This window comes from Neisseria sp. HMSC058F07 (genome assembly GCF_001810035.1).
Classification (GTDB): domain Bacteria; phylum Pseudomonadota; class Gammaproteobacteria; order Burkholderiales; family Neisseriaceae; genus Neisseria; species Neisseria perflava.
The window spans coordinates 83,135-94,707 of record NZ_KV799693.1 but is presented as its reverse complement, the minus strand read 5'-3'; the positions used below and the strand labels follow the sequence as shown (position 1 = coordinate 94,707).

The 11,573-nt window shown below is 50.7% G+C and carries 12 protein-coding genes; 1 reads left to right on the top strand and 11 read right to left on the bottom strand.

Features of this window, described 5'->3' with window-relative positions:
• Window positions 1-44: 44 nt before the first annotated feature.
• Window positions 45-857, bottom strand: a complete 813-nt coding sequence (locus tag HMPREF2696_RS07290; protein ID WP_049336876.1) for a cytochrome C assembly family protein — start codon at window positions 855-857, stop codon at window positions 45-47.
• Between the two features lie 182 nt (window positions 858-1,039).
• Here HMPREF2696_RS07290 and ffh point away from each other — a divergent pair, with 182 nt between their 5' ends.
• A complete protein-coding gene (gene ffh / locus HMPREF2696_RS07285) occupies window positions 1,040-2,410 on the top strand; it encodes a signal recognition particle protein (RefSeq protein ID WP_049336875.1) in 1,371 nt (456 codons plus the stop codon).
• A gap of 167 nt (window positions 2,411-2,577) precedes the next feature.
• Here ffh and HMPREF2696_RS07280 read toward each other — a convergent pair whose 3' ends face one another.
• From HMPREF2696_RS07280 to pyrH, 10 genes are all read right to left on the bottom strand, one after another.
• The gene (locus HMPREF2696_RS07280) at window positions 2,578-3,273 is read right to left on the bottom strand and encodes a thiol:disulfide interchange protein DsbA/DsbL (protein ID WP_003749428.1); all 696 of its coding nucleotides are present in this window, start codon (window positions 3,271-3,273) and stop codon (window positions 2,578-2,580) included.
• 170 nt (window positions 3,274-3,443) lie between these two features.
• The gene (locus tag HMPREF2696_RS07275; RefSeq protein ID WP_070588243.1) at window positions 3,444-5,552 is read right to left on the bottom strand and encodes a TonB-dependent receptor; all 2,109 of its coding nucleotides are present in this window, start codon (window positions 5,550-5,552) and stop codon (window positions 3,444-3,446) included.
• 162 nt (window positions 5,553-5,714) lie between these two features.
• Complete coding sequence (locus tag HMPREF2696_RS07270; RefSeq protein ID WP_070588232.1) at window positions 5,715-6,245, bottom strand: alpha/beta hydrolase; 531 nt, start codon at window positions 6,243-6,245, stop codon at window positions 5,715-5,717.
• Window positions 6,246-6,255: 10 nt separating this feature from the next.
• The gene (locus HMPREF2696_RS07265) at window positions 6,256-6,600 is read right to left on the bottom strand and encodes a hypothetical protein (RefSeq protein WP_070588230.1); all 345 of its coding nucleotides are present in this window, start codon (window positions 6,598-6,600) and stop codon (window positions 6,256-6,258) included.
• Window positions 6,587-7,366, bottom strand: coding sequence for an exodeoxyribonuclease III (locus HMPREF2696_RS07260; protein WP_003684015.1), 780 nt, complete (start codon window positions 7,364-7,366; stop codon window positions 6,587-6,589). The genes HMPREF2696_RS07265 and HMPREF2696_RS07260 overlap by 14 nt, the downstream gene beginning before the upstream one ends.
• 44 nt (window positions 7,367-7,410) lie before the next feature.
• Window positions 7,411-8,724: an amino-acid N-acetyltransferase gene (argA, locus tag HMPREF2696_RS07255; protein ID WP_070588229.1), complete on the bottom strand. Its 1,314-nt coding sequence runs from the start codon at window positions 8,722-8,724 to the stop codon at window positions 7,411-7,413.
• Window positions 8,721-9,116, bottom strand: a complete 396-nt coding sequence (locus tag HMPREF2696_RS07250; RefSeq protein WP_039862294.1) for an MJ0042-type zinc finger domain-containing protein — start codon at window positions 9,114-9,116, stop codon at window positions 8,721-8,723. The genes argA and HMPREF2696_RS07250 overlap by 4 nt, the downstream gene beginning before the upstream one ends.
• A gap of 101 nt (window positions 9,117-9,217) precedes the next feature.
• On the bottom strand, window positions 9,218-9,859 hold the full coding sequence (pyrE, locus tag HMPREF2696_RS07245; protein ID WP_003682682.1) for an orotate phosphoribosyltransferase: 642 nt from the start codon (window positions 9,857-9,859) through the stop codon (window positions 9,218-9,220).
• Between the two features lie 145 nt (window positions 9,860-10,004).
• The gene (gene rlmH, locus HMPREF2696_RS07240) at window positions 10,005-10,475 is read right to left on the bottom strand and encodes a 23S rRNA (pseudouridine(1915)-N(3))-methyltransferase RlmH (protein WP_036493712.1); all 471 of its coding nucleotides are present in this window, start codon (window positions 10,473-10,475) and stop codon (window positions 10,005-10,007) included.
• 161 nt (window positions 10,476-10,636) lie between these two features.
• A complete protein-coding gene (gene pyrH / locus HMPREF2696_RS07235) occupies window positions 10,637-11,356 on the bottom strand; it encodes a UMP kinase (protein WP_003708812.1) in 720 nt (239 codons plus the stop codon).
• Window positions 11,357-11,573 lie beyond the last annotated feature (217 nt).

Sequence of the window (11,573 nt, the reverse complement as noted above, 5' to 3'; positions counted from 1 at the left end):
CGTCTGAAATGCTCTTTCAGACGGCCTTTTTTTATGGTTTCTATTTATCCAATACGTTGAAGGACAATTTCTAGGACAAATTTACTGCCCACATAGGCAAAAATCAGACTGACAAATCCGACAATAGTCCAAACGGCGGCTTTCTTGCCGCGCCATGCGGTCATGCTGTGTTTCAACAATAATGCGCCATAAATCAGCCACGACATAATACTGAAGATGGTTTTATGCGTGAAGGTCATGGGTTTGCCGAAAATGGCTTCGGCAAAAAACGTCCCGCTGATAACTGAATAGGTCAATAAAACGAATCCTGCCCACATACCTTGGAACATAAGTTTTTCCAAACTCAATAATGGCGGCAAGAAACTAACTAATGCGGAAAAACGGCGTTTGTGCAGATTGCGGTCGAGCAAAAGGATCAGGATGGCAAATAAGGTAACGATGCCAAACAATCCGTATGCGAGCAATGATGATGCAATGTGCGATAGCGGCAATAAGTCTACAATTTGACGACCTGTGAAATCTCCCGGGAAAAGGAAACCCAGCAATAAGGTCAATGCAGCACAGGGATACAATAAGAGTTGCACACCGCGCAGACAATAAAAGAAGCTACCCAAGCAGTACATCATCAGCATCAGCCAGACTATCAGGCTGAGCGAATAGCCAAAACCGGTAATCAATACCCTATCCTGCAATACTGGGAACATCAATGCTGCGCCATGTACCAATAATGCGCCACTCAAAATCAGCAGCTCGGTTTTCAGCGGGTAAGATTTATTATTGTGCTTTTTATGTTGCAACCAGGAAAATGCACCCAATCCGGCATACACCAGCATAAGGCAGATTAAGACAATCGGCATAAATATCTTTCTCAATAGAGGTGTGAACACTAGACGGACAGCCGGCAGGGTTTCAGACGGCCTTGGTGTGCGTATTTGTGTTCTTGAAGCATAACTTCGGACTATCGTGTAAAATAATCCGAATTTTATTTTAACAAAGAATGCCCTATATTGGGCAGCTATTCTCATTATCAAGGATAAGTATGTTAGACAACCTAACCAACCGCTTCAGCAAGGTACTTAAAAATATTCGCGGCCAATCAACGCTGACCGAAGACAATATTAAAGAAGCCTTGCGCGAGGTTCGTCTTGCCCTGCTGGAAGCCGACGTTGCATTGCCCGTCGTTAAAGAATTCGTCAACACAGTCAAAGAACAGGCCCTTGGCCAAGAAGTCGTCGGCAGCCTGACGCCTGACCAAGCCTTTATCGGCGTGGTCAACCAAGCCTTAGTCGAATTGATGGGCAAGGAAAACAAAACGCTGGATTTATCGGTTTCACCGCCTGCCATCGTTTTGATGGCCGGTTTGCAGGGTGTCGGTAAAACAACAACCGTCGGCAAACTCGCCCGCCTGCTGAAAAACGATCAGAAGAAAAAAGTCTTGGTGGTATCCGCCGACGTTTACCGCCCTGCCGCGATTGAACAGCTGCGCCTGTTGGCCGAACAGGTCGGCGTGGACTTTTTCCCATCCAACACCAACCAAAAACCGGTTGAGATTGCAACTACCGCCGTTGATTACGCTAAAAAACATTTTTACGATGTATTGATGGTCGATACCGCTGGCCGTTTGGCAATCGATGAAGAGATGATGAACGAAATCAAAGCGCTTCATGCGGCAGTCAACCCGATTGAAACTTTGTTCGTTATTGATGCCATGTTGGGTCAGGATGCAGTAAACACTGCTCAGGCATTTAATGAAGCCCTACCGCTGACAGGTGTCGTATTGACCAAGATGGACGGCGACTCGCGCGGCGGTGCGGCATTGTCCGTACGCCATGTGACCGGCAAACCAATTAAATTTATTGGTGTCGGCGAGAAAATCAACGGCCTCGAACCTTTCCATCCCGACCGTCTTGCCAGCCGTATCCTCGGCATGGGCGACGTATTGACCCTGATTGAAGACGTTCAAAAAGGTATTGATGAAGAAGCCGCCGCCAAAATGGCGAAAAAGCTGCAAAAAGGCAAAGGCTTCGACCTCAATGACTTTAAAGAACAAATCCAACAGATGCGCAATATGGGCGGCTTGGAAAACCTGATGTCGAAAATGCCGGGCGAACTGGGTCAAATATCGAAACAAATCCCCGAAGGCACGGCTGAAAAAGCGATGGGCAAAGTAGAAGCCATCATCAACTCGATGACTCCAAAAGAACGCGCCAACCCTGCCCTGCTCAAAGCCAGCCGCAAACGCCGTATTGCAATGGGTGCGGGCACGACCGTGCAGGAAGTGAACAAATTGCTCAAACAGTTTGAACAAATGCAACAAATGATGAAGATGTTCAGCGGCAACGGCTTGGGCAAACTGATGCGCTTGGCTAAAGGCATGAAGGGAATGAAAGGCATGTTCCCAGGTTTGTAAGCCGATTTGACAGAAAACGCCGTCTGAAAAGTTTCAGACGGCGTTTTGGTTTTGTATTCAGATTTAAAATCATGAGGCCTTAAGCAACCATTTCTTCTATAACGTCTAATATAAAAGGCCGTCTGAAATCCTATTTTCAGACGGCCTTTACTCATTCAGCCTTTAAATTATTGCGGCTTTTTCTGCTCTTCGCGTACTTTGTCCACCAACTGGTCAATCGTGGTCATGCCGGACTGCCAGTCTTTAAATTCGACTTGGTATTTGCCGCCGACGATCACGGTCGGTGTACCGCTGATTTGGAATTTATTGGTCAACTCTTCCATTTGAGCCGCACGCGCTTGGCTTTCGGGCGCTTCAAATGCAGCCAATACTTTTTTACCGTCAAACGCGGTTTGCTCGGACAACCATTTTTTCAGGGTATCGGTATCGGCCAAGTTGATTTTTTGGTTAACCATCGCATCGAAAATATGGCTGTTGGCTTTATCTGATTCACCGGCCATTTCCACTGCGGCCGCCAAACGTGCCAAAGGTTTCATTTCATCACCCCACACGACATGCTCCCGGCGCATATAGGTATCGTCTTTAAACGTTTTGATGTGCTCGCTCAAGACAGGCTCAAGATGGGCGCAATGCGGGCAGAAGTAGCCGAAGAATTCCAATACTTCGATTTTGCCGGCCTGCTGTTGCGGAATCGGATTGGACAATACGGTGTAATTGACACCTTCGGTCAATGCGGCAGGGGCTGCCGGAGCAGATGTGTTGCTTTGGGCGCTGTCTGCCGGAACGCTGGTTTCCGCCTGTTTGCCGCAAGCGGCCAATGCCAACAGGGTTAATGAGGTCAAGGCTAAGGTTTTCAGTTTCATAGGTATCTCTTTACATTCAAATCAATGGGCGGATTTTATGGCATTTTGTTGGAGGTGTGTTCGATTTGAGTGAAAAAATGTGTTTAGTTTTATTTCAACCTTTATAAAAGGCCGTCTGAAATATGGCTTAGATCATAGCCTTATTTTCAGACGGCCTTTGCCTAATTTCATCAGAAACGGTAATTTACCCGGGCAGTATAGCCGCGCGGATTACCCGGCATGGCATCCGAACGCCAATATTTTTGATTGAGCAGATTGGCCGCGGCAAAGGTAACGTTAACATTTTTATGGTTCCAACCGAGCATGGCATCAACTCGGGCAAAGCCTGGAAGTGTGGTCACTTCTTTGTTTCTTGAGTCGTAACCGTAGCGTTTTCCCGTACCGGTTACGCCGATTTCGCCGTAAAGGTTTTCGGTCGGGGTATAACGGAAAAACAGGTTGCCGGTAACGTTGCTGGTGTTATTCAAATGGATGCCCACTCGGTCGGGATTGTCTTTGTCTTCAACGACTTTCGCCTGCATCACGCCCAACGAACCGCGCAGATAGAGTTTTTTGGGAATGATTTGCCCGATGGCGGACAATTCCACGCCACGCGAACGGTGTTTACCGCCGACTGCCCAAGTATAGGGATCATTTTGCGCGTCGGGGCGGTAGCGGATATTGAAACGTTCGATTTGGTAGGCGGACAATGTGGTGCTGAGACGGTCGTCCAGCCAACTGCTTTTGACGCCGGTTTCGTATTGGCGGGTGTACTCGGGATCGGCGTTGAACACGGCGGAAGACGAAGTGTCGATGCTCAAATAGCCGCGTCCGCCATAAGGCGCGAAGCCTTTGTTATACGAGGCGTAGAGCGTGTGGGCGGGCGTTACGTTCCACACTGCGCCGATGTTGGGGCTGAATGAGTGACCGCTGTATTGGCGGCTGCTGCCGGTGAGTTTGTTTTCTGAATTGAAGGTGTACTTGTCGTAACGGCCGCCGAGGACGAATTTCAAATCAGGCGTGGCGGAGAAGATGTTTTGCACAAAGATGCCGTAGGAGTCGGCTTTGTGGCGGTTTTGGGTGAGGACGGGTTGCAGTCTACCCGAAGCCGGCCAGCTTGCGCGGTCGTAAGGGTCGATGGAGGCAGTAAAAGCGCGGCTGTAACCCAATGTCGGGTTGCGGTGTTCGCGACTGTAATCCATGCCTACGGTCAGGTGGTTTTCAAAACGGCCGATGTTGTAGTCGCCGTTGAGCGTGAAATTGGACGACAGGGTTTTGTTGTCGGTTTGCTGCCAGGCGTAGTTGCGTTTGATTCGGCTGCCGTTTTCGCTGCCTGCATGAAAATGGTCGAAATCCTGCGCCGCCGTGCGGTGGGCAAGCTGCCATTGGGCGCGCCATTTGTCGTTGAAGGCGTATTCGAGGTCGGAACGCCAAACTTGCAGCTTGTCTTTGACAAAATCATTCGGGTGGGCGAAACCCATGCGGTAAGGCAGTCCGAAGCGGTCGTACACGGACTTGGTCGGGCTGCGGTCGGGCGTGCGCTCCACATTGTCGTAGGTGTATTGCCCCGTCCATTTCAAGCCGTTGTCGAGTTTGACGGTAATGCTGGGCGAAACCATGACGTTTTTGCTGTCTATGCCGCTGCGGAACGAATTGGCGCGCCCGACTTCGCCGGTAAGGCGGATGGCGACGTTTTTGTTCAGCACTTCGTTGATGTCCATATTCAGGCTGCGGTTTGCCCACGAACCATAAACCGCACCGATATTACGGCTTTGTTTGAAGTTGGCGTATTTGCTGACCATGTTGATAACGCCACCGCCGTTGGTGCGGCCGTAAAGGACGGAAGACGGGCCTTTCAGGATTTCCACGCGCTCGATGTTGGCGGTGCTGCGGCGGACCTGCCCGCTTTCGCGTACGCCGTCGCGGTAAATATCGGATGCGTCAGCTTGAAAACCGCGCAGGAAAATGCTTTCGCCGCGCATATCGTAGGCAGCGTCGATGCCAGCGTTGCCTTCGAGGATGGAACTCAAATCGTTCGTGCCGTAGTTTTTGTTTTTCTGGATGTTGAGCGTATCGACAGTTTGCGGCGTTTCCTTAATGAGCTGTCCGTTGCGGGTAACGGCGGCTTCGTCGTAGTTGATGTAGCCTTTGAGTACGCTGGTGTCGGACTGTCCAACCACAGAAACAGTGGGCAAAGTAGCGGTGTAATGTTCACCATTGTCCTGCGTATCGGCGGCGGCAACAGGGAAGGAAGCGATAATCAGCGTGGGTAATAAAGCCAAATGAAATGGTATTTGCATTTTTATACTCAATTTAACGGAACAACCGAATTATATTGCCCCATAAAAGAAATGAGAATGATTTCTTTTAATTATATTTAACATGATATTTACAAACAAAGGCCGTCTGAAACTCATATCGGTTTCAGACGGCCTCTCTTCTTGATAGACACTTCTAAACTATTAACTCAACAGCATTTCCTGCATCAGCTTCATGCCCCATTGCCAGCCGCCGAGTGCGCCGTTTAACTGGCCGGAATGCGGCGATTGAAGCAGGCGCGCGTGCCACCGGTTTGCCTGCTCTTGCGCCCAATCGCGTGGCGTGCCGTTTGTTTCGGCAATAACCAGCGCTGTACGACAAGGGCAACGGACACGTTGGAACGTATGGATTTCGTCCTCGGGAAAAGCTTCTGGACGCGGCGAGACCAAAATAATATTGGTCAGGCGTTTTTGCGTCAGGATGTCGGCTTGGTACAGCCATGCCAAAAATGCGGACACACCGGCACCATGAGCCACGACGGCAATATTTTTGCTCACAATATGGTCGAAGGCCGTCTGAATAGCGTGTTGCCATTCGGAAATGGTTTGCCGACTATCGGCTTCGGCGGTTTGAACAATCGGATAGCTGACCGCCCAGCGGTCTATCCACATTTCCGCTTCATCCGCATCGCGTATCAGAAACAGTGCCATTTCTTCGAGTTCGAAGCTCTGCATTTCAGACGGCCTATTTGAGCAAGTCGTTGAGTGTAAATGCAATCAGCAATGCGGCAGGCACGCTGAGGATGGCACAAGTCGCCAGACAAAGTACGATGTTGGCAATCAGCCGCCAGCCCTTCCAAGCAAAGCATTTGGCCGCAATCAGCAGGCAAGGCAGTGAAAACAGCAGCCATACCAACGCCCAAGTCGGATTGGCCTTGGTCGGCGCAACCCAGCCGGACATCCGCGCCAGCATAAACACTGCCCACACCAGCATAGGCAATACAAATGCCGCCACGACCCACGCCGCGCCTATGCCGGTTTTGCCGTTTATATTCCAATCATATTTACCAAAAACCTTATTCGGCAACATAGTCATACTCCACAACTAAAGGGGCGTGATCCGAGAATTTTTCATCTTTATAAACATGTGCGGAAACGGCTTTGGCGGCCAACTCCGGCGTAACCATCTGATAATCTATGCGCCACCCGACATCTTTCGCATACGCCTGTCCGCGGTTGCTCCACCAGGTATAGCCCGGCACATCGGGATAAAGTGTGCGCCACATATCCGTCCAACCGAGCTTGTGGATAACTTTGCCTATCCATTCGCGCTCTTCAGGCAAGAAGCCCGAATTTTTCTGATTGCCCTTCCAGTTTTTCAAGTCGATGTTTTGGTGGGCAATATTCCAGTCACCGCAGACGACGATGTCGCGCCCTTCGTTTTTCATGGCTTCGAGCATGGGATAGAACGCGTCCAAAAAGCGGTATTTCACTTGTTGGCGCTCTTCCGCGCTGCTGCCGCTGGGCAGATACAGCGAAATTACCGACAACTTGCCGAAATCGCAACGGACAAAACGGCCTTCCCTGTCAAATTCTTCAATGCCCATGCCGATTTGCACATTGTCGGGTTTGCGTTTGCTGTACACCGCCACGCCGCTGTAACCGCGCTTTTCGGCGCAATGCCAGTAGCCGTGCATACCGTGCGGATTTTTCATATCGTCTGACAGGTCAGCTTCTTGAGCTTTCAGTTCCTGCACGCAGACGATGTCGGCACCGGAAGCGGCGATGTATTCATAAAAACCTTTTTTATAGGCGGAGCGGATGCCGTTGACGTTGGCAGAGATGATTTTCAACATAAGATTTGAGTAATTTTTAAAAACGGATAATAGATTGAAGTTTTTCAGACGGCCTGCAAGTCATAAACAAATACTTTGGAATTTCGGCCGTTGGCATTATATTCCTGCCGGCGTTCGGCAGGCAGGTCATCGGCTGAGGCCGTCTGAAAGCCCCGTTCGACAAACCATTCGCCCGTGTGTGTGGATAAGGCGAAAAGCGTTTTGATATTTAAGGTGCGTGCTTTTTGAAACAGATGTTCCAACAGCAATTCGCCATAGCCTCCATCGCGCGCTTCGGGCGACACCACCAGGCAGGCCAATTCGCCGCAGTCCGGTTCGGAAAAGGTTTTCAACGCCACGCAGCCGTAAATGTTTTGATCGTGTTCCAATACGGAAAAACTAGAAATATGGTTTTCCAAATACTCGCGGCTGCGGTGTAACAAGATGCCTTGTTCCGCCAACGGACGGATTAAGGCGATGATGTGCGGAATGTCGTCGCTGCGTGCCTGACGGATGGAAACAAACGGCTCACGCGCAATAGATGTACCGCTGCCCTCGCGGGTAAACAGCTCGCGCAACAGGCTGCCGTCTTCACGGCCGTTGAGAATCTGCACTCGCGATACGCCGTTTTCCAACGCGCCTACCGCCGCATGCAGCAAATCGGCCGGCGCATCGGGATTGTCGCGTATCAGCTCCTGCACTTCGCCGACAGACAAAGTATTGGCCAACGAGCCGTCGGCACGACGAATACCGGCTTCTTCAGTCAAGAAAACCAGTTTCTCCGCCTGCAAAGCCATGGCCACTTCCTGCGCGGTTTCGCACATACTCAGGTTGAAGGTTTTGCCGCTGTACGAATGTCCCAAAGGGCTGATAAGCACCACCGCGCCGCTATCCAAGCGCAAACGGATTTCTTCCGCGTCGATTTTGCGGACGGTACCGGTATAGCCCATGTCCACACCGTCGATAACGCCCAACGGACGGGCGGTAATAAAGTTGCCGCACGCAATAACCGGCGGCTTGCTCCGTTGCTGCGCAGATACGCTGCTGAACAAGGCGGCTTCCACATCGCTGCGGATAATCCCCGCCACCTGCTTCACTTCCATCAGGGTCGCTTCATCGGTAATCCGACGGCTGCCGCTGTATTTTGGAACAAAATTCCGACCCGAAGCCAATTTGTCGAGCAAATGCCGCGAACCGTGTACCAAGACCAAACGCAAGCCCAAGCTGGCCAACAGATTCAAATCTGCGGCCAAACGAATCAAGGTTTCGCCTTCCAACAAGCTGTCGGTCACGCCGACCACCATGGTTTTGCCGCGCAAATATTGGATATAGGGCGCGGCCTCGCGAAAGCTGGCGACAAAATGGGCGATGGCACTCATAGCAGGGCAAGATAAAAGAGTTGCATAATCAAAACCGTCAGCGCAATCAACGATGCCAAAGTCCAGTTGAAACCGTCCTTGCGCGTTTTGACCGCCGCCTGCTCTTCCGCCTTGGGCTCTTCCTTAAGCGCGCTATTGAGCAAATCGGAAATTTCTTTGCGCGAGAGTTTGGAATGCTTGAGAATTTGCGCGCCGATGTTATGCACGAGGCGCACATCCGTTACCGCCACAGGCAGATGGGCCGGATCGGCCGGCAGGTTGCCCGACAGATAATCCTTGGCCTTAAACATCCCCGAACAACGCGTGCAGACCACGAAACCCTGCGCCACGTTCAACTGGGCATCTTTCACCCAATGTGGTGTTTTACAATGAGGACAAGAACAAGCAGGCATGAGTATTTTCCGTAAGTGTATTGAATCAAAAATATATATTTTAGCTAATGTTTCAGGCCGTCTGAAACAGTTTTCAGACGACCTGAGCATGATGTTATGGTTTAAACCGCGCCGTAACGTTCGCGATAGGCTTTGACCGGCTCGAAGAAGCCGCCAAATTCGGCATTGTTTTGCAAGAGCGTGAACAAGTCATTCAGGTTGGCAATCGAAACCACCGGCAGGCCGTATTGTTTTTCGACTTCCTGCACCGCCGACAATTCGCCCGTGCCTTTTTCCATGCGGTCGAGCGCAATAGCCACTGCGGCAGGCGTTGCGCCTTCGGCCTCAATCAGTTTGACCGACTCGCGCACGGATGTACCGGCGGAAATCACATCATCGATAATCAGCACGCGGCCTTTCAAAGGCGCACCCACCAACACGCCGCCCTCGCCGTGGTCTTTGGCTTCTTTGCGGTTGTAGGCAAACGGTACGTTTACGCCTTTTTCCGCCAACATCATCGCTGTTGCCGCCGCCAAAATAATGCCTTTATAGGCTGGGCCGAACAGCATATCGAATTTCACGCCGCTGGCAATAATGGCCTCGGCGTAAAACTTCGCCAGCTGCAAAGTCGATGCGCCGTCATTGAACAAACCGGCATTGAAAAAATAAGGCGACTGACGGCCGGCCTTGGTCGTAAATTCGCCGAATTTCAACACATTTTGTGCCAAAGCGAATTTGAGGAAGTCTTGACGGAAATCGGACATTTGGGTTCTCCCGAAAGATGTTGATTTATCAAAGAAACGATTATAAAGGATTCATGCGGAAAAATCAGGCCGTCTGAAAGCAGGTTCAACCCCGCGTTAAACCGACAAGGCGGCATTGCCTTCTTATCCCTGCACTCAAAGCGGATTATTCCCGATGATACGGATGGTTGTGCAAAATCGAAACGGCGCGATAAAGCTGCTCGGTCAGCAAAACGCGCACCATACCGTGCGGCAAGGTCAGGCTGGAAAGGCGCATCATCATATTTGCCTGCTGTTTCAAACGGTCGGTCATGCCGTCTGCGCCGCCGATAATAAAGCAGACGTGTTCGCCGTTTTGCTGCCAGCTTTTCAAATGTTGCGCCAATTCGACCGAAGTCGGCGCTTTGCCGCGCTCGTCCAATACCACCAAAAACGCGCCCTGCGGTATGGCTTCCAGCAGGCGTTTTTCTTCAGCCGCCATGCCCTGAGCCGCATTCACACCCGCGCCGCGTTTCTCTGGCTTGATTTCTTTCAGCGCATAATTAACATCGCGCCCGAAGCGTTTGGCGTACTCGCCGACGGCTTCATCCACCCAACGCGGCATTTTCGTGCCGACAGCCAAGACGGTGATATTCATGGAGTATCCTTTGTTATCGAATTGTCGGTTGGGCATTATGGTCAAGCAAGTTCTTAACCTTTTCAAACCATGAGCCAATACCCATGCAACCGACTGAAAATAAAAGGCCGTCTGAAAGCCGAATGTATCCCGTTCGACTGTTTCAGACGGCCTTTCAATGATTAGCAGTGAACCAGTGTACCTTCGTTTTCGCCGGTTACCACGCGTTTGAGCGAGCCTTCTTTAGCAATACCGAATACCACGATATTGAGCTTGCGTTCGCGGCAGAGGGCAAAAGCAGTGGCATCCATCACTTTGAGGTTTTTCAACAAGGCTTCGTCAAAAGTAATGGTTTCGTAGCGTGTTGCAGATGGGTCTTTTTTCGGGTCTGCGGTGTACACGCCGTCGACGTTGGTGGCTTTGAGCATCACGTCGCAGTTCATTTCCGCGCCGCGTAATGCAGCGGCAGTGTCGGTCGTGAAGAATGGGTTACCGGTACCGGCAGCGAAAATCACGACTTTGCCTTCTTCCAAATATTGAATGGCTTTAGGACGGGCGTATGTTTCAGCAATTTGCTGCATAGACAGTGCGGATTGTACGCGCGCTTTGATGCCCAAAGTTTCAAATGCGTCTTTGAGTGCCAACGCGTTCATCACGGTTGCCATCATGCCCATGTAGTCGGCAGTGGCGCGGTCCATGCTGCCTGCTTGTGCAGATACGCCGCGGAAAATGTTACCGCCGCCGACAACGATACCGACTTGCACGCCCATTCTCACGATTTCGGCAATTTCGCCGACAGTTTGAACGATGGTATCGTGATTGATGCCGAACGGATCGGAACCCATCAGAGATTCGCCGGAGAGTTTCAGTAATACGCGTTTGTATTTGATTTGCTGTGTCATGGGATACCTTGCTTTCTTGAATGTCGTCGGTCGGAGTTTGGGTCGTCTGAATTTCAAACGGTCGGATTACAATGATATGGTGTGTCGTTCTATTATTGTTTTGGTTTTCAGACGGCCTTTATATTCGGTCGTCTTAAAATAGGTACCGTAAACGGTTTTCTCAAAAAAAAGCACCCTGATTCGTTTGGAATCTAGGTGCTTTCTTTTTCATAAGTGC